The 16,481-nt window shown below is 62.5% G+C and carries 17 protein-coding genes; 8 read left to right on the top strand and 9 right to left on the bottom strand.

Going from position 1 to position 16,481, the window contains the following annotated elements; all coding sequences use genetic code 11:
• Window positions 1-38 precede the first annotated feature (38 nt).
• Window positions 39-506, top strand: coding sequence for a BA14K family protein (locus AU381_RS28220; RefSeq protein ID WP_082909648.1), 468 nt, complete (start codon window positions 39-41; stop codon window positions 504-506).
• Window positions 507-1,110: 604 nt separating this feature from the next.
• Here the strand turns inward: AU381_RS28220 and AU381_RS04440 are convergent.
• Window positions 1,111-1,926 (bottom strand): formyltransferase family protein, encoded by an 816-nt coding sequence (locus AU381_RS04440; RefSeq protein WP_064240639.1) that lies wholly within the window; start codon window positions 1,924-1,926, stop codon window positions 1,111-1,113.
• A gap of 216 nt (window positions 1,927-2,142) precedes the next feature.
• Window positions 2,143-2,763, bottom strand: coding sequence for a DUF1638 domain-containing protein (locus AU381_RS04435; protein ID WP_064240581.1), 621 nt, complete (start codon window positions 2,761-2,763; stop codon window positions 2,143-2,145).
• A 39-nt stretch (window positions 2,764-2,802) separates the two neighbouring features.
• Between AU381_RS04435 and AU381_RS04430 the strand changes: the two genes are divergently transcribed.
• On the top strand, window positions 2,803-2,961 hold the full coding sequence (locus AU381_RS04430; RefSeq protein WP_064240638.1) for an entericidin domain-containing protein: 159 nt from the start codon (window positions 2,803-2,805) through the stop codon (window positions 2,959-2,961).
• A 109-nt stretch (window positions 2,962-3,070) separates the two neighbouring features.
• On the opposite strand, the gene AU381_RS04425 is transcribed toward AU381_RS04430, so the two are convergent.
• A complete protein-coding gene (locus tag AU381_RS04425) occupies window positions 3,071-3,769 on the bottom strand; it encodes a corrinoid protein (RefSeq protein WP_064240580.1) in 699 nt (232 codons plus the stop codon).
• 517 nt (window positions 3,770-4,286) lie between these two features.
• Here AU381_RS04425 and AU381_RS04415 point away from each other — a divergent pair.
• Together AU381_RS04415 and AU381_RS04410 are read left to right on the top strand one after the other, a co-directional pair.
• Window positions 4,287-5,861: a trimethylamine methyltransferase family protein gene (locus AU381_RS04415; protein ID WP_064240578.1), complete on the top strand. Its 1,575-nt coding sequence runs from the start codon at window positions 4,287-4,289 to the stop codon at window positions 5,859-5,861.
• Window positions 5,862-5,968: 107 nt separating this feature from the next.
• On the top strand, window positions 5,969-6,673 hold the full coding sequence (locus AU381_RS04410; RefSeq protein ID WP_064240577.1) for a 4Fe-4S dicluster domain-containing protein: 705 nt from the start codon (window positions 5,969-5,971) through the stop codon (window positions 6,671-6,673).
• A 39-nt stretch (window positions 6,674-6,712) separates the two neighbouring features.
• Here AU381_RS04410 and AU381_RS04405 read toward each other — a convergent pair whose 3' ends face one another.
• Window positions 6,713-7,276: an Imm42 family immunity protein gene (locus tag AU381_RS04405; protein WP_064240576.1), complete on the bottom strand. Its 564-nt coding sequence runs from the start codon at window positions 7,274-7,276 to the stop codon at window positions 6,713-6,715.
• Between the two features lie 120 nt (window positions 7,277-7,396).
• Here AU381_RS04405 and AU381_RS04400 point away from each other — a divergent pair, with 120 nt between their 5' ends.
• The 3 genes from AU381_RS04400 (at window position 7,397) to AU381_RS04390 (ending at window position 10,761) form a co-directional block, all read left to right on the top strand.
• On the top strand, window positions 7,397-8,149 hold the full coding sequence (locus AU381_RS04400; protein ID WP_064240575.1) for a phosphodiester glycosidase family protein: 753 nt from the start codon (window positions 7,397-7,399) through the stop codon (window positions 8,147-8,149).
• Between the two features lie 87 nt (window positions 8,150-8,236).
• Window positions 8,237-8,764, top strand: a complete 528-nt coding sequence (locus AU381_RS04395) for an RNA polymerase sigma factor (RefSeq protein ID WP_064240574.1) — start codon at window positions 8,237-8,239, stop codon at window positions 8,762-8,764.
• Window positions 8,764-10,761 carry a vWA domain-containing protein gene (locus AU381_RS04390; protein ID WP_064240573.1) on the top strand — a complete coding sequence of 666 codons (1,998 nt, stop codon included), beginning with the start codon at window positions 8,764-8,766 and terminating at the stop codon, window positions 10,759-10,761. The genes AU381_RS04395 and AU381_RS04390 overlap by 1 nt, the downstream gene beginning before the upstream one ends.
• A 60-nt stretch (window positions 10,762-10,821) precedes the next feature.
• Here the strand turns inward: AU381_RS04390 and AU381_RS04385 are convergent, their stop codons facing one another.
• From AU381_RS04385 to AU381_RS04375, 3 genes are all read right to left on the bottom strand, one after another.
• Window positions 10,822-11,166: a hypothetical protein gene (locus AU381_RS04385; RefSeq protein ID WP_064240572.1), complete on the bottom strand. Its 345-nt coding sequence runs from the start codon at window positions 11,164-11,166 to the stop codon at window positions 10,822-10,824.
• A gap of 222 nt (window positions 11,167-11,388) precedes the next feature.
• Window positions 11,389-12,405, bottom strand: a complete 1,017-nt coding sequence (bmt, locus tag AU381_RS04380; RefSeq protein WP_064240571.1) for a betaine--homocysteine S-methyltransferase — start codon at window positions 12,403-12,405, stop codon at window positions 11,389-11,391.
• A gap of 115 nt (window positions 12,406-12,520) precedes the next feature.
• On the bottom strand, window positions 12,521-13,384 hold the full coding sequence (locus AU381_RS04375; RefSeq protein WP_064240570.1) for a LysR family transcriptional regulator: 864 nt from the start codon (window positions 13,382-13,384) through the stop codon (window positions 12,521-12,523).
• Between the two features lie 104 nt (window positions 13,385-13,488).
• Between AU381_RS04375 and AU381_RS04370 the strand changes: the two genes are divergently transcribed.
• Window positions 13,489-13,899, top strand: coding sequence for a tautomerase family protein (locus tag AU381_RS04370; RefSeq protein WP_064240569.1), 411 nt, complete (start codon window positions 13,489-13,491; stop codon window positions 13,897-13,899).
• A gap of 51 nt (window positions 13,900-13,950) precedes the next feature.
• On the opposite strand, the gene AU381_RS04365 is transcribed toward AU381_RS04370, so the two are convergent.
• Together AU381_RS04365 and AU381_RS04360 are read right to left on the bottom strand one after the other, a co-directional pair.
• Window positions 13,951-14,997, bottom strand: coding sequence for a quaternary amine ABC transporter ATP-binding protein (locus AU381_RS04365; RefSeq protein ID WP_064240568.1), 1,047 nt, complete (start codon window positions 14,995-14,997; stop codon window positions 13,951-13,953).
• Between the two features lie 296 nt (window positions 14,998-15,293).
• The gene (locus AU381_RS04360) at window positions 15,294-16,292 is read right to left on the bottom strand and encodes a glycine betaine ABC transporter substrate-binding protein (protein ID WP_064240567.1); all 999 of its coding nucleotides are present in this window, start codon (window positions 16,290-16,292) and stop codon (window positions 15,294-15,296) included.
• Window positions 16,293-16,481: the final 189 nt, after the last annotated feature.

The following is a 16,481-nucleotide window of genomic DNA, read 5'->3' as shown; positions in this document are numbered from 1 at the left end:
GGCAAACATGCACCATCGCAGCAGATCGGATATTGAAGATGACGAAGATTGGTATCCTGTTCCTTGCGGCCGCGACGGCTTTCACGAGCTATGGCTCTGCTGAGGCCATGCCCGTTCCGTCGGCGCCGCAGTCTGGTTCGAGCGTAGAGCTCGTTCACCACAAGCCGTGGCATCACCGCGGTGGTCCCCGAAGGGCCTGGCGTGAGGCGGAAGGCGCTCGCTACAGTTACTATAATGGATACCGCGGTTATCGCTACCGCCGGGAAGGGTATCGGCGGCACAGCGACGGCTGGTGGTATCCGCTGGCCGCCTTTGGGGCGGGAGTCATCATCGGCAATGCTATCGCCGCGCCCCCGCGTTACGTCGAGCCGCGCCATGCCGAACCCCGGTTGCCGCAGCGCCATGTCAGTTGGTGCTACGACCAATATCGGTCTTATCGCGCCTGGGACAATTCCTTCCAGCCCTATGGCGGTCCCCGCCAACAGTGCTACTCACCTTACTATTGAGGCTCTCGAAGCCCCGCTCGCCACCACCGCGAGCGGGCTTCGGCGTGGACGGCGATCAGTAACCGGAACTTCCACCGCTTTGGGTGCTGGCGCCCATGCCGCTGCCGCCGGAGCCGCTTGAAGCGCTTGCGGGCGGCGGGCTCGTGTTTCGGCTGGCTTGATTGGTCATACATCCCGCGAGCGTCAAAAGGGCAATCGCGGCTACGACGATCGATGATTTGCGGGTCATCACGATTCTCCGATCATAGATTGGGTATGACATATGGCGTGCCGCCAGTATTCCCTAGAGATGCTCATGCGCGCCGCTTGATTTCGCAGAAACGCGCATCATTTCCATCGGATATGCCGACGCACCCGGAGGTCATGATGTCAAAGACCGGCTTCACGATATTATGTCTCGCACTTCTCGCGCTTTCATCCTGCGCAAATACCGCGCGCGGATTCAGGCAGGATAGTACGCAGACAGGCCATGCCGTGGATAGTGCAACCAAACGCGTCCTGACTGCTGCTCAGTAGGATGGCGCTTGCGGTGTCGAGGCGGCTGTCACGCAGCCCTGGTTGATTTGCGACGACCATTCTGGGAGCTGCGGCTTCTTCCTTGGTTTTACCAGATTCCACGCCGGAAGCCATTCCAGACCCACGTCCAGACAGGCGGATGATACCATTGGCGGGAAGGCGCGACGACATCGACGGGTCGGAGATTTCCGGCGAGCGCGTCTTCGACTGCCTGTATCGCTATCGCCGTCGAGGCGGCGGTCTGGAGCAGCGGATAGGTGTGCATCGTGTCGGCGCGGCTCGGTATCTGTCGCGACTGGTAGAGAATGCCGCCGGTATCGACGCCTTCGTCGACGAGATGGACGGTCGCGCCGAAATTTTCCAGATCGTTGCTGAGGAGCGCCCAGTAGCCGCCCATCAAGCCGCGATATTGCGGATTGATTCCCGCATGGAAATTCAGGACAGGGCAGGGGATGGCGGCCAGCGTTTCCGGCTTCAGCATGCGGCAGCTGACGAGGAAGACCACGGCGGGCGCAAGCTCTGTCAGCCGCACAATCGCGTGGGCATCGTTGATCGACCGGATGGGACAGATCGGCACGGCCGGCGAATCCGCGGACGCGCCATGCTGCCGCAGGATTTCCTCGGCTCGCCGCCGCGTGAATCGCTTGCCGAAGCGGGAGATGAGCATCGTCGCCAGCTGGCCCAAGGCCTTCGCCCATCCCAGCTTGCGGGCACGCCTCCGGACGAAAAGCGCCTTTGACTCCGGCTGCTCCTGCAGGACCACAACGTCCTCGAAGAGCGCGGTCAATGCGTTGATGATGATGTTCGGATTAGCGCCGCCGGCCGTGACCACCACGACACGCCCACCGACAGCGGATTTCGCGGGTACATGCCGCCCTGCGTTTGATTGGGTGGCGGCGTCCATCATCCTCGCAAACCCCGTTACTGATTGCCTGCATCGGCTGACGCAAGTCCTTGCACGGCAACCGAAGCCACTGTCGTGTGCAACCAATACGCCCGGATGGTTTACGGTGGCCTTAACGAGGCATCGGCCGGACGAGTCTTTCACTTTCGCACCTCGACGCGGCACGGCTGAAGCGCGGCGCATGGGTGCCGTTGCAAGTGAAAGGACGCAGTTGGATTACGCCTCGATCAACGACCGCGTGAGGTCACCGTAACCGGTAAAGCGATACTCATAGTCGAGGCCGAGATAATCGGCGGCGCGGCGGGCCTTCTCCTGCAGCGCCGCGTCTTCCAGTTGTGAAAGGTAGACGAGCTTACGGTAGTGGCCGAAATACATATCACGCAGTTCCGGGTGGCGGTCGAGGCCGAGCGGTTCGACTATGAAGGCCTCGAACTGGCGGGCGAGGAAATCGGTCAAGAAGAAGGCGGTAAGATCGTCGTCCCAGCGCGACGCGAAATCCGCATTGCCGGCGAAGAAGGAGTAGCAATGCGGGCCGGGAATGCGCGTCACGCCTTCCTCCTCGCAGAGCCGGTCGATGAGGCCGCCGGTGCCGCAATCGGCATAGGCGATGAAGACGCGCTCGAATCCGTCGGCGCGGGCCCGGGCAATCGCCTCGCGCAGGCCCGGCACGATCTTTTCCGGCGTGTTGTGCCAGATGGCTGGCAGACAGTTGAGCTCTATGTGCTCGAGCTTGTTGGCCTCGCATACGGCAAGAATTTCGCGCGCGATGGCGCCGCAACCAATGACATGAACTTTCTTCGGTTGTGTACGTTCTCTTGCCGACGTTGCGTTTTCCATCTTTATTCCACCTTGCATCAACACAAAGGAATCATGGTCATGACAACAAAATCCATCGCGATGATCGGCGCCGTTCTCGTAGCGCTCGCAACCCTGACTTCCTGCGCCAACACGATCCGCGGCATGGGGCAGGATACTGCAAATGCCGTGAACGCCACAGAGGGAGCCGGGCGCCGGGTCGCCAAGGCCGCAAACTGATAATCAGGCAGGGCGCGCTATCGGCGCGCCATCTCATCGCATTCAAATAAGAAAGCCGGCTGCGTTTTTCATCCGCGCAGCCGGCTTTTATCTTTTACAATTGCGAGGTTCAGCCGGCGGCGAGGCTGTTGTGCTTGCGCCTCATGAAATCCTTGGCCGTTTCGACGGCCACGGCTGCGTCGCGGCAATAGGCGTCGGCACCGACGGCCTTGCCGAATTCCTCGTTGAGCGGCGCGCCGCCGACGAGGACGACGTAATCGTCACGCAGGCCTTTTTCCTTCATCGTGTCGATGACGACCTTCATGTAGGGCATCGTCGTCGTCAGCAGAGCCGACATGCCGAGGATGTCCGGCTGCTCGCGCTCGAGTGCTTCGAGATAGTTTTCGACCGGATTGTTGATGCCGAGGTCGACCACGTCGAAGCCGGCGCCCTCCATCATCATGCCGACGAGATTCTTGCCGATGTCGTGGATGTCGCCCTTGACGGTGCCGATCACCATCTTGCCGAGCTTCGGTGCGCCGGTCTCGGCGAGCAGCGGACGCAGGATCGTCATGCCGGCCTTCATCGCATTGGCGGAAAGCAGCACTTCCGGCACAAAGAGAATGCCGTCGCGGAAGTCGATGCCGACGATGCGCATGCCTTCGACGAGCGCCTGGGTCAGGATGTCGTAGGGCGTCCAGCCGCGCTCGAGGAGGATGCGCGTGCCATCCTCGATTTCCTCCTTGAGACCGTCATAAAGGTCGTCATGCATCTGCTGCACGAGTTCCTCGTCGGAAAGGTCCTCGAGAATGATTTCATCGTCTGCCATAGTAGGGTTTCCTCGGTTCCTGGCATAGCCGTTTCGCGCGGGTGGCACGATCACTCCGGACGCGTTGCCCATCCTTAGCGGGCGGCGCCGAAAAATCTCTTTTCGAAAGCGACGTCGCACATGATGAAAAACGACGACGCGGCCTTCGTGCCCTCCCGCTCTATTGTCCTATCGCATAATGCGCCGATGCGGAATCGGTCGGTCGGTAAAATTATGCAACAGTTCAAGGCGTTAGTTCTAGCGCTCACGCGCTGCTTCGGAGCATTGCCGCCGTGCTGCCCCATGCGCGCGAGGTCGCTACGGCACAACGCGAACGCGCCGGTCGAGTGTCTAAGTTGCGCCACCTGTTGGCGCATTGAGACCCGTACGGCTCCGGCGGCTTGGTAGCATTAGGCCAAATCCATGCCGGGCGCATGGTGCCGCCACTGGATTCGACCGGCGGAAAGGATTATGCGCCCACCTACCGAAATGTTGCGGCGTCCTTCGTGCGAGGACGTGGCGGGAGAGGAATGAGCGAATGAGCGACGTTACAGAACAAGGCGCGGTCGAAGGCGGCGGACGCCGCGCGCGTGGCGAGGGCCGGGGAGCGGCAGCGCGCCGCGCCTCCCGCACCGGCGGCGGTCCGGGACCGTCTCTGCCCTATATCCAGCGCAAGATTCGCGAATATGAGGTGCTCGACGAGGAGGGCCTGCAGCTTATCGAGCGCAACGCCGACACGGTGCTCGAGGAAATCGGCATCGAATTCCGTGACGACGCGGAAGCGCTCGAGCTCTGGAAGGCGGCCGGCGCCGATGTGCGCGGCCAGCGCGTGCATTTCCCGAGGGGCCTCTGCCGGGACCTTCTGAAGACGGCGCCGTCGAACTTCACCTGGCATGCGCGCAACCCGGAGCGCAATGCGCATATCGGCGGCAAGGCGACGGTTTTCGCACCGGTCTACGGCCCGCCCTTCGTACGCGATCTCGACGGCAACCGCCGCTATGCGACGATCGAGGATTTCCGCAATTTCGTGAAGCTCGCCTATATGGCGCCGTCCGTCCATTCGTCGGGGGGCACGGTCTGCGAGCCGGTCGACATCCCGGTCAACAAGCGCCATCTGGACATGGTCTACAGCCATATCCGCTATTCCGACAAACCCTTCATGGGCTCGGTGACGGCGCCGGAACGGGCGGAAGACACGATCGCGATGGCGAAGATCGTCTTCGGCGACGATTTCGTCGAGAACAACACCGTCACGCTGAACCTCATCAACGCCAACTCGCCGATGGTCTTCGACGAGACGATGGTGGGCGCGCTCAAGGTTTACGCACGCCATAACCAGGCCTGCGTGCTTTCGCCCTTCATCCTTTCGGGCGCGATGAGCCCTGTGACCGTCGCCGGCACGCTGACGCAGATTCTGGCCGAAGTGCTCGCCGGCGCCTCGTTCACCCAGCTCATCCGCAAGGGCGCGCCGGTGCTCTTCGGCACCTTCGCCGCCTCGATCTCGATGCAGTCTGGCGCCCCGACCTTCGGCACGCCGGAGCCGTCGCTCGTCTCCTATGGCGCGGCGCAGCTCGCCCGTCGCCTTGGCCTGCCGTTCCGTACCGGCGGTTCGCTCTGCGGCTCCAAGGTCCCGGATGCCCAGGCGGCGCATGAGTCGTCGAGCACGCTCAACATGACGCTGCTTGCCGGCACCAACTTCGTGCTGCACGCGGCCGGCTGGCTCGAAGGCGGTCTCGTATCGTCCTACGAGAAGTTCATGATCGACCAGGACCAACTCGGCATGATGCAGAAGATGGCCGAGGGCGTTGATCTTTCCGAAAACGCCCAGGCGCTCGATGCGATCCGCGAAGTCGGCCCCGGCAGCCACTATCTCGGTTGCGCCCACACCCAGGCAAACTTCCAGACGGCCTTCTACCGCTCGCCGCTCGCCGACAACAACTCCTTCGAACAGTGGGAGATCGAAGGCGAGAAGCGGATCGAGCAGCGTGCCAACGCGCTTGCCCGCAGCTGGCTCGAACATTACGAGGCGCCTTACCTCGACCCGGCGATCGACGATGCGCTGAAGGACTACATCGCCAAGCGCAAGGACTCGATGCCGGACGCCTTCACCTGAAAGGCTCCCGAGCGAGCCAGGGAGCAAGGCGGCGCGGCGCAGGTGGCCGACATGATCCAGAAGGAAGTCTGGCGCCCGCATTACGAGACGCAGGGGCCGAAGCCGAAATGACGGCAGCCCCCGCTTGTGTCGACAATCCAGTCGAAACGCTCCGTGCGGCTCTTGAGCCGCACGGACTTTTTTTGCGCGGCACGGTGAGTTTTGCGACGGGGGAGGCGGCGCCGATGCTTAAGAGCGGCGATCCTGCTGCGAGCGTCGCGCTCATCGGCAATATCGGCGGCTCGATCTGGGAGCCGTTCACGCGCTGGCTCGAAGGCGAACGGGACCGCCGCGGCGCCGACCCGCTCGACAATTGGTCGAAGCAGGTGATCCTGCCGGCGGCTGAGGCTGCCGGCGCCACCGCCTATTTTCCCTCCGATCCGCCCTGGCAGCCTTTCCAGCAATGGGCGATGCGCGCCGAAGGCCTGAAGGCTTCTCCGCTCGGCATATTGATTCACCCACGGTATGGGTTGTGGCACGGCTACCGCGGCGCACTCGGCTTTGACCGGGCACTGCCGCAAACGAGCTCCGTTACAGCCGGCCATCCTTGCGACGACTGTAGGGGCAAGCCGTGCATTTCCGCCTGTCCGGTGGACGCCCTGAGGACCGGTATGTTCGATCTGGGGCGATGCCGCACGCATTTGAAGAAGCAGGCGGGGGCGCTCGGCTGTCTTGTTGATGGCTGCCTTTCCCGCGATGCCTGCCCCATTGGCCAAGGCTATCGCTATTCGATGGAGCAACTGCGTTTCCATATGGCGGCGCTTGGTCTGTAGCTGGCGCGAGGGATGTGCGCCACAGACGCTTATAGGCGCTTATGCCAGGGCGCGCTCCCATCGCCGCTTGAAAAGGCGATGCCACCGTTCAAGTACGTCGTAGAAATCATCGGCATCGAGCCATTGCTCGGCAAGCGTCTCGGGCATGTCCGCAGGATCCTCGGTATTCTTGAACGCTATGATGCGAACCTTGTCTCCGATGTCGAACTGAAGGACGTGGCTGCCGTCATCGAACGCTTCGTCTCCGTCCGGTGCCCAGATGATTGCATTCGAGATAAGCGCCTCCCTGAGGGCGGCCTGGGAGAGGCCGAGAAAATCGTCATGTCGGGGCTCTTCACAATAAAATGAAGCAAGGTAAGCCGCGGCAATCGAGCATCCTTCATGTTCTGGGCCGAATACCGCGCTGTGGTTGCCTTGACGATTTAGCCGGTCGCCAACCTCATGAAATGAGCGGCCAAGCATCGAGGCGTCCGGTTCGCGGACGCCGTAAGCTTTCCCACCAACGTGAATGATGAAGAAGCCAGGCGCCATTTGGCTGAGGCGCGGAACGGCCTGTATAAACTCGCTTTCAAGGGCGAAACACCCTGGATCTCCGACAATCATGCTTCTCATCCACAGTTGATCCGAATTTTGCGGCAGGCTTACTCGGCAGCAAGAGCGCGCATCAATCCGCCGCAATCTATGCGATGCTTCATGTGACGATTCCACTTACGTTTTGGACCAATGCCGCTGTTTCCCAAATCTTTGCTCGCGGGCGCCGCCATTTTCTCCGCCAGCCTTGCTGCCCCCGGGTTCGCCGCCTGCCGCAACGTGAGCCATCTCGGCGAGGACTATATCGCCTGCAGCTTCGATCCTGCGGCGAGCGACATTCGCCTCTACAACAAGGACCAGGCGGGTGCGCCATTCAAATCCTTCAAGGCGCTGTCGCTCGAACTGCGCCAGCGCGACGAATATCTCGTCTTCGCCATGAATGGCGGCATGTATCACGAGGATCTTTCTCCGGTGGGGCTACATGTCGAAGAGGGCGTGGAGCAGGCACCGCTCAATACCAACCCCGGCTGGGGCAACTTCCATCTGCTGCCGAATGGCGTCTTCTATGTCGGCGACGGCAAGGCCGGCGTCATGGCGGCGGAGGCCTACCGGGCCGCCGGCTTCAAGCCGCGCTTTGCGACGCAGTCCGGTCCGATGCTGGTGATCGACGGAGCGCTCCACCCGCGCTTCCTACCGGACAGCGACAGCCTGAAGACCCGCAATGGTGTCGGCGTCACGAAAAGCGGCGAGGTGGTTTTTGTGGTTTCGAAGCGCCCGGTGCGCTTCCATGACTTCGCGACTCTGTTTCGCGACGTGCTCGATTGCCCGAACGCGCTCTTCCTCGACGGCACGATCTCGAGCCTTTACGCGCCCGAGATCAACCGCCACGACCGGCTGTTTCCGCTCGGGCCGATCATTGCCGTGGTCGCGCGTTTTCCACGATGAACCCAGCGCAATTTTTTGCCTCTGGCCCCAAGGAATGACGATCGGCGGACGTCTAAGGGTTAAGACAGGACAAGAGCGGGCAGGGACTTGGACGCGGAACTTGTTGACAGGGCGGTGAATGGGGATCGCGAGGCCTTCGGCCGGTTGATCGAGCGTCACTATGACTTCGTCCATGCGGTTGCCTGGCGCTGGTCGGGCAGCGAGGCCGACGCTGAGGATATCGCGCAGGACGTCTGTATTCGGCTGGGCTCAGCAATCCGCGGCTTTCGTGGCACCAGCCGGTTTCGCACCTGGCTTTGTACGCTGACGCTGAACGCCGCGCGCGATCACCGGCGCCGGCAGGCGCGCGACGAAAAAAAGATTGTGGCCTATGCGTCGGACCCCACATTGAATGCAGATTCCGGAAGCGACGACGAGGATCGGCGGGAGGCTCTCTGGACAGCGGTGCGGGCGCTGCCGGGAAAGCAATGTGATGCCGTGTTGCTTGTCTATGCCGAGGGTCTGAGCCATGCGGCAGCCGCCGATGTGCTCGGATGCTCGGAAGCGACCATCTCCTGGCACATCCACGAGGCGCGCAAGCGCCTGCGGACGCTGCTCGGCAAGGAGGCTGTGTAATGACAGACGATCTCAACCTTCTGTCCGGACGGACGCCGCCTGAGCCGAGGGGCGAGGCACGGGCGCGGGCGCTTGCCGCCGCCATGCAGGCCTATGACGCGGCGGAAGAAAACTCGGCCGCAACCCAAGGATCGACAATCCCCGGTCGTCAAAGCTCCATCTTCAACCGGATATGGAGCCCCATCATGAACCGGAAATTGCTGGCCGGATCGGCCCTGGCGACACTGCTCGTCGTACCCGCCGCCGCCTTTCTGACACTGGAGATCGTCCGCAACGATCGGCCGTTCGGCTTCGAAACGGAGATCGCCGCAAAACGCGAGCAAGCCAAGCCAGCCGCATCCTCGGTTGACGCCACCGCTCCAGTGCTTTCAGAGGAGAGGAAAGCCGAAATTGCCGAGCAGCCCGCGAACAAGCCGGCGGCCGCACCGGAGACAGAAGCGGTGGCGAGCCAGGCCATGGACGATGCCGTTGGACGTCTTGGCGCCGCAAGTGGAACTGTTGCGCGCGGCCGCATGGAAGTCATGCCGGCGCCAGGGGTGCCGAGCGATATTCTCGCTCCGCCAATGGAAAATCGTGAACGCTTCGGCAACGCCGATGCCAATCCGGTCAAGAGCGTCGCGACCGAGCCGGTCTCGACCTTCTCGGTCGATGTCGATACGGCCTCCTATTCCTTCGTCCGCCGCTCGCTGATGGCGGGCGAGATGCCGAACCCCGACGCCGTGCGCGTTGAGGAGATGGTCAACTACTTTCCTTATGACTGGCCGCGCCCCGCTACGGCGGCGGAGCCTTTCAAGGCCACTGTCACGGTGACGCCGTCCCCGTGGAACGCGGGCACCCGGCTGATGCATGTGGCGATCAAGGGCTATGAAGTGGTCCAGAAGGAGACGCCGAAAGCCAACCTCGTCTTTCTGATCGACGTCTCCGGTTCGATGGACGAACCGGACAAGCTGCCGCTCCTCAAGAATGCCTTCCGGCTGCTCGTCGATCGGCTGAGGCCCGACGACACAGTGTCGATCGTCACCTATGCCGGCAATGCCGGGACGGTGCTGGAACCGACTGCGGTCAAGGACAAGACGAAGATCCTCTCGGCGATCGATACGCTGCAGCCGGGCGGCTCGACGGCCGGTGCCGCGGGCATCGACGCGGCCTATCAGCTGGCGGAGAAGGCCTTCGTCAAGGAGGGCGTCAACCGCATCCTGCTCGCGACCGATGGCGACTTCAATGTCGGCCCGTCGAGCGACGAGGATCTGAAACGTGTGGTCGAGACGAAGCGCAAGAGCGGTATCTTCCTCTCCGTCCTCGGCTTCGGCCGGGGTAATTACAACGACGCGCTGATGCAGACCATCGCTCAGAATGGCAACGGTGTTGCAGCCTATGTCGATACGCTGGCGGAAGCGCAGAAGACGTTGGTCGAGGAGGCGGGATCGGCGCTCTTTCCGATTGCCAAGGATGTGAAGCTGCAGGTGGAGTTCAATCCGGCGGCGATCGCCGAGTATCGGTTGATAGGCCACGAGACTCGCGCGTTGAAGCGCGAGGACTTCAACAACGACAAGGTCGATGCGGGCGATATCGGTTCAGGCCACAGCGTGACGGCGATCTACGAGGTGACGCCCAAGGGCAGCCCGGCTGTGCTCAACGACGACCTTCGTTATGCGACGGCCGAGAAACCCTCAGGCGACGCGACCGGCAACAATGGCGAACTCGCCTTCCTGAAGATCCGCTACAAGAAGCCGGACGGCGACAAGAGCGAGCTGATCGCAACGCCGGTCACCGAGGCCAATGCGGTGCCCTCGCTGGCGGAAGCGCCCGTAGATGTCCGCTTTTCAACTGCGGTCGCGGCTTTCGGCCAGAAGCTCGCCGGAAATTCGGCGCTGACCGATTATTCCTATGCATCGATCGCCGATCTCGCAGGCGGCGCCAAGGGGGCGGACGCGTTCGGGTATCGCGGCGAGTTCGTCAATCTGGTGCGTCTCGCGAAGGGGTTGGCGGGGGAGTGAACTCAGGGATACGAGGAGGGGGCAACCAGTGCCGTCGGCAGGGCCGTTCGGCGCTGGCTGTCATGCTTTTGGAAAAGCCTTCCCCAATCCGCCGGATTTCGCCAGCCCGTTCCTGAATGCCTGATAGGCCGGATGCAGGCTGGAGCGGGCGGCTTCCATGAGCCGCATCTGCAGCCGGGCCGGGGCCTCGTTGCCGAGCCACTGCCCGAGCTTCTCCAGTTTCATCGAGTTGAGCAAGCGCGCCTCGGCGGCGAGATCGAGATGGCGGTACAGGCCTTCCACGAGGTTCTCATCCTGCTCCGGGTTTTCCATCAGCAGCTTGACGAAAGCCTGGTCTGCTTCACCGAAAGCCGAAAGCTTGGCGGCGGTCGTGTCCCGGTCCGGAAAGGCGGCTGGCGTACTCATCGAATCGTCTCCCTCGAATCGAACGTGCTTCGGGATAGGCGAGCCGCATGCGATCCGCAACGGCGGCGCGCTGTTTTCGTGCGATTGGCCGGAGGAGATCAATGCCGCTCGGTATGGTCGGCTGAAGGCGCAGCGCCTTCGCTGAACTGCCCGAAGCGATCATGAAAGGGCTCCGGATCACCATGATCGCGGAGCCCTTTCGAATATCCGCCGATGATCGGATCAAGCGCGGCGGCTGCGTCTTTCGCGTGCCGGGGCAGCGGCGCCCTCACTGGCCGTCTTGTTGCGCAGGGGGCCGATCTTCTCGACGATGACCTCGAGCGTCGGTCGCTCGCCCTTCGAGTGGTTGTCGAGGGCAAGCCGCATCGCCGCCAGATGATTGCAGGAGGTACCGCAGCAGCCGCCGATGATCTTCGCGCCAGCGTCCACGGCAAGCCGCGCGTATTCGGCCATCAACGGCGGCGTGCCGGAATAGTGGATTTCCGATCCGCGGAATTCCGGAATGCCGCAATTGCCTTTGACGACGATGGTCCCGTCTGGATTGGCGGCGGTCATGTCGAGAAGCGACGACAGAATGTCGGATGCGCCGACGCCGCAATTGGCGCCGACGGCGACCGGACCTTCGCCGATGTCCGCTGCAACCGTGTGGAGATCCTTCGGATGCAGCCCCATCATCGTCTTGCCGGCCGTATCGAACGAGCCGGTATAGACGAAAGGCAGGCCGACCTTCGTGGCCGCCTCGGCCGCTGCCCGAATCTCGTCGGGCGAGGACATCGTCTCTATCCAGGCGACTTCCGCGCCGCCGGCCTTGAGCCCCTCGATCTGCTCGATAAAGGCTGCGACTGCGTCCTCGTATGAGAGCGCACCCAATGGCACCAGCAGTTCGCCGGTCGGGCCGACGGAGCCGGCGGTGATCACCTTGCGCGGCGCCTTGTCGGCGACGGCCCGGGCGATCTCGGCGGCGCGCTTGTTGAGCGCATGCACCCGGTCTTCCGCCTGGTGAAGCTTCAGCCGGTGGCGCGTGCCGCCGAAGGAATTGGTCAGGATGATGTCGGCGCCGGCGTCGACGAAATCCTGATGCAGCTTGGTGATGTTTTCCGGCTTGGTTTCATTCCAGAGCTCCGGCGCTTCGCCGGCCTCAAGGCCCATGGCGAAGAGCGACGTCCCGGTCGCGCCGTCGGCGAGCAGAACGCCCTTCTGGGCGAGGAGATCGGAGAGAGCATTGGCTGCGATGGACATCGGCTTTTCCCGGCTGAGCGAAATTGCAACAACATATAAACATATCTTTATGTGTTTGCGCATGATGAAGCAAGCTAAATGTGCATCGAACCGCTGGCGAAACCCTCTCGGAGGGTCAAACGCCTGGCGGCAGCCGCGGCAGTTCATCCGCTAGAAGATGAGCGAGATCGGTCGAGGCGTGCTCTGCGTTCGGGCGCAGGCGCAGGCTGAATTCAGCGACCGGCAGCGTCGGAAGCTCGAGGTCTTTCGGCGCAGCGACAATGCCGGTACCAAGAAACCGTTCCGTGCGCGCCGTCACCGCGATGCCGCTCAGGACCGCGGCGCGCAGGCCCGCGAGGCTCGGGCTGCTCGCGGCGATGCGGAAGGGGCGGTTGATTGCTTCCAGCGCGGAAGTGGCGGCGGCGCGAAAACCACAGGGCGGGTCGAGCACGGCCAGTGGAATCTCCGCGTCCGGGAAAGGCAGGCCCTTCTCGGCGCGCAACCAGGTCATCGGTTCGCGCAGGACAAGCAGCTCATCTGCCGAAGATGCCTGCCGCATTGCCAGGACCATGTCGATCTGGCCTTGCTCGTAAGCTGTCGTCAGTTCCTTCGTGCGGCCGATCCGAAGGTCGAGGCGGACCCGCGGATGCGACCGTACATAGCGGCGCAGCAAGGCTGGTAGCGCAGCATCGGCGAAATCCTGGGTGCTGCCGAGCGCCACTCGGCCATCCGCCCGGGCGCCCTTGAGGCTGAGCCAAGCGTCGCGATGGGCGTCGAGGATGCGGCGGGCATGAGTCACGAACTCCTCGCCGACAGGTGTCAGCGATCGCCCGCGCCCGGCCGGTGCGAGAAGAGGCTCGCCGAGAAGCGCTTCCAGCCGCTGCATCTGTGCCGTCACGGCCGACGGCGAGCGATTGATCGCCTCCGCCGCACGGGCAAGCGAGCCGCCTTCGGCAAACGCGAGGAAAGTGCGCAAGAGTTCCGGGTCGATCGTCCTCATACTTCAATGATGCAGAATTGTTCCTGAAACACAATTCGATTTTTCTGACGCAATGACGATGGCAAGCTGGCCTCGTCATCGCGTCTATCGAGGAAGGAACTCCTATGCCGATCATCAACATCGCCGTCGCGGCCGCAGCCAACCCCGATCTGTCCGCGCAAATCGCGGCTTCCGTCAGTCTGTTGACGCGCCTGCACCTGCGCAAGGATCCGACTGTCACGGCCGTTGCGATCAGCTATATCGACCCGCACCATTGGTTCGCCGGCGGAAAGTCGATCGCGTCGCAGCAGACGACGAGTTTCTGGCTCGACATCAAGGTTGTCGACGGCACCAATACAAAGCAGGAGCTCGCCAGCTACATCGAGGCGGTCTATGCCGGGTTTGAAGAGCTGCTCGGAACGCTCAACCCCGAAAGCTACGTGCTCGTCCATGAGGTGTCGGCCGCAGCCTACGGCTATGGCGGCAAGACCCAAGAGTTCCGGTTCATCAGCGGCAAATTACAGGAGGCCGCGTAAACGGATTGGGGCGCCGCATCGGGCGCCCCAATCAATTTCGGCGAACGGTTCTTACGCCGCCTTGCGGTCGCTGTGACCTGTCGGCGTCACCATGGCGCCGATGATCGTCTGCAGGTCGATGGCGCCGATCGGGCGGCCGCTGGCGTCGACGACGTGGGCCGTGCTGATATGCGCGCTCGTCATCGTCCGGGCGGCCGCTTCGAGGACCGTACCCGCCGCGATCGCGAGGCCCTCCGGATTGCCGGACAACGGCCGCATGATCGTCTCGACATGCACGACCCGGCCGCGGTTCACTTCCTTGACGAAGGCGGTGATGTAATCATCCGCCGGGGCGAGCACGATTTCCTGGCCCGTTCCCTGCTGTACGACGCGACCGTCGCGCAGGATGGCGATCTTGTCGCCGAGCCGCAGGGCCTCGTCGAGGTCGTGCGTGATGAAGACCACCGTCTTCTTCAGCTCCTTCTGCAGGTCGAGCAGCACCGTCTGCATGTCTACCCTGATCAGCGGGTCGAGCGCCGAATAGGCCTCGTCCATCAGCAGGATCTCGGCGTCATTGGTCAGCGCCCGGGCGAGGCCGACGCGCTGCTGCATGCCGCCCGAAAGCTGGTTCGGATAGTGCTTCTCGAAACCGTTGAGGCCGACCCGTTCGATCCAGCCAAGCGCCCGCTTTTGGCTCTCGCGCTGCTCGACTCCCTGGATCTCCAGGCCGTAAACGGTGTTTTCAAGCACGGTGCGATGCGGAAGCAGCGCAAATTTCTGGAACACCATCGCCGTCTTGTTGCGGCGGAACTGGCGGAGGTCGTTCTGGTTCATTTTGCAGACGTCGACACCGTCGTAGAGCACTTCGCCGGCGGTCGGGTCGATCAGGCGGTTGATGTGGCGGATGAGCGTCGATTTTCCGGAGCCGGAAAGCCCCATCACCACCGTTATGCAGCCACCTGGCATCGAAATGTTGATGTCCTGCAGGCCGAGGACATGGCCGTATTTCTCGTTCAGTTCGGCCTTCCCCATGCCGTTTCTGACGGCATCGATATATTCGTGCCCGCGCGGACCGAAAATCTTGTAGAGGTTCTTCACCTCGATTGCGCGACTAGCCATGAACAACCTCCGAAATGCTTCTGCAGCCACCTGCCGAAGGCTTGGCTGGCACGACCGAAATGATGGCGCTGCCAATCAGTGCAACACCGCTGGAGCTGCGTTCCGCCGCTGCGCTTCTTTGGGCGCGTGCACGAGGCGTAACCGCTTCCAGGTTCCCCGTTGCGCAATGTGACAGCGGAATGGGCGCGCTGCTATGCTGTTTGCGACGCGGGGCGGGGCAGCTTCGTCGCGAACATGCGGCGGCGAATGCCGCAGCCCTGAACAGGATCCGTCCTCTGTCCTCAATACGGCTTCCGTCAAAGTGCCGCCTTCACCTTTTCTGCAACTTCCGGACTCACCCATTTTGCCCATAGGTCCGGGAAGTGTTCCAGGAAATATCTGGCGGCGTCCTCGTTGGTGGCCTGATTTTGATCCATCCAGGCGAGAACCTTGTTGACTGTCGCATTGTCCCATCCGCGGGCATTGACGTAGTCCATAGCGGCGCCTGCCTTTTCGGAAAAGGATCTCGTCACTACGGTATAGACATCCGAGACTGGATAGGAGTTGACCTTCGGGCTGGGACAATCCGGTACGGCCGAGCAGGAGTCCCATTCCGCCCTGTCGTGGTCGACGCCGAAGGAGAGCCGGATCATTTCATATTTGCCGAGGATCGCCGTCGGTGCCCAATAATAGCCGAGCCAACCCGTCTTTTTCTCGAAGGCTTCGGCAATGGAGCCATCGAGCTCGGCTGCCGAACCGGGATCGATCAGCTTGAAGCCGGCCTTCTCCGCGTCCAGCGCTTTGTAGAGGTTGGCCGTCGAGATCCGGCAGTTCCAGCCGGAGGGGCAACTGTAGATAGCGCCCTTGCCGGAATCGTCGGGCGCCGGGAAAAGATCCGGGTGCTTCAGGGCGTCTTGGACGGTCTTGATTTCTGGATGGGCATTGGCCAGGAATCTCGGGATCCACCAGCCTTCGACGCCCCCTTCGCTGAGAATCGGAGCAGCCTGGATAAGACGGCCTTCCTTGATGGCCGCTTCGAGCTGCGTGCGCACGGAATGGATCCAAAGCTCGGGCGCCAGGTCGGGCTCGGCCCTCTCGTTCATCGAGGCGAAGATTCGCATCGTGTCGCCGGCAACGAGGGAGACGGTGCAGCCATAGCCGCTCTCGAGAATGATCTTGTCGACATGGGAGGCGATGCCGGCCGAGGCCCAGTTCATCTCGGCAATGCTGACCTCCCCGCACTCTGCGGCCCGTGTCGAACTGGCCAGGGCATAGATGCCAGCAGCGGCGAACGTGATTGCGAGGAGTTTCGTCATGTTCCCGGGCTTCCCGCCGTTACGCGGCCTACGATCAGTCAGCCTAGGTGTTTCCGACGAGAAATCAACCTCTTCAATCGAGAGTCGCCGCCGTGGCCTCAGATCGGGCGACGCGATCCTGTTCGAGAGAGGCAGCGAACGAGGAAAAATTGCGAATTCACGTTTGATTAAGCTCTCACTAACCATCCG

This window comes from Sinorhizobium glycinis (genome assembly GCF_001651865.1).
GTDB lineage: Bacteria > Pseudomonadota > Alphaproteobacteria > Rhizobiales > Rhizobiaceae > Sinorhizobium > Sinorhizobium glycinis.
This window is presented reverse-complemented; position numbering and strand designations above follow the sequence as displayed.

What these genes read in the sequence shown, in the direction of transcription:
- AU381_RS04375 (WP_064240570.1), bottom strand. Translation starts at nt 13,384, where the DNA reads ATGAGGACGATCGACCCGGAACTCTTGCGCACTTTCCTCGCGTTTGCC.
- AU381_RS04360 (WP_064240567.1), bottom strand. Translation starts at nt 16,292, where the DNA reads ATGACGAAACTCCTCGCAATCACGTTCGCCGCTGCTGGCATCTATGCC.
- AU381_RS04440 (WP_064240639.1), bottom strand. Translation starts at nt 1,926, where the DNA reads ATGGACGCCGCCACCCAATCAAACGCAGGGCGGCATGTACCCGCGAAA.
- AU381_RS04430 (WP_064240638.1), top strand. Translation starts at nt 2,803, where the DNA reads ATGACAACAAAATCCATCGCGATGATCGGCGCCGTTCTCGTAGCGCTC.
- AU381_RS04370 (WP_064240569.1), top strand. Translation starts at nt 13,489, where the DNA reads ATGCCGATCATCAACATCGCCGTCGCGGCCGCAGCCAACCCCGATCTG.
- AU381_RS04390 (WP_064240573.1), top strand. Translation starts at nt 8,764, where the DNA reads ATGACAGACGATCTCAACCTTCTGTCCGGACGGACGCCGCCTGAGCCG.
- AU381_RS04400 (WP_064240575.1), top strand. Translation starts at nt 7,397, where the DNA reads ATGCCGCTGTTTCCCAAATCTTTGCTCGCGGGCGCCGCCATTTTCTCC.
- bmt (WP_064240571.1), bottom strand. Translation starts at nt 12,405, where the DNA reads ATGTCCATCGCAGCCAATGCTCTCTCCGATCTCCTCGCCCAGAAGGGC.
- AU381_RS04405 (WP_064240576.1), bottom strand. Translation starts at nt 7,276, where the DNA reads ATGATTGTCGGAGATCCAGGGTGTTTCGCCCTTGAAAGCGAGTTTATA.
- AU381_RS04435 (WP_064240581.1), bottom strand. Translation starts at nt 2,763, where the DNA reads ATGGAAAACGCAACGTCGGCAAGAGAACGTACACAACCGAAGAAAGTT.
- AU381_RS04365 (WP_064240568.1), bottom strand. Translation starts at nt 14,997, where the DNA reads ATGGCTAGTCGCGCAATCGAGGTGAAGAACCTCTACAAGATTTTCGGT.
- AU381_RS04425 (WP_064240580.1), bottom strand. Translation starts at nt 3,769, where the DNA reads ATGGCAGACGATGAAATCATTCTCGAGGACCTTTCCGACGAGGAACTC.
- AU381_RS28220 (WP_082909648.1), top strand. Translation starts at nt 39, where the DNA reads ATGACGAAGATTGGTATCCTGTTCCTTGCGGCCGCGACGGCTTTCACG.
- AU381_RS04415 (WP_064240578.1), top strand. Translation starts at nt 4,287, where the DNA reads ATGAGCGACGTTACAGAACAAGGCGCGGTCGAAGGCGGCGGACGCCGC.
- AU381_RS04410 (WP_064240577.1), top strand. Translation starts at nt 5,969, where the DNA reads ATGACGGCAGCCCCCGCTTGTGTCGACAATCCAGTCGAAACGCTCCGT.
- AU381_RS04385 (WP_064240572.1), bottom strand. Translation starts at nt 11,166, where the DNA reads ATGAGTACGCCAGCCGCCTTTCCGGACCGGGACACGACCGCCGCCAAG.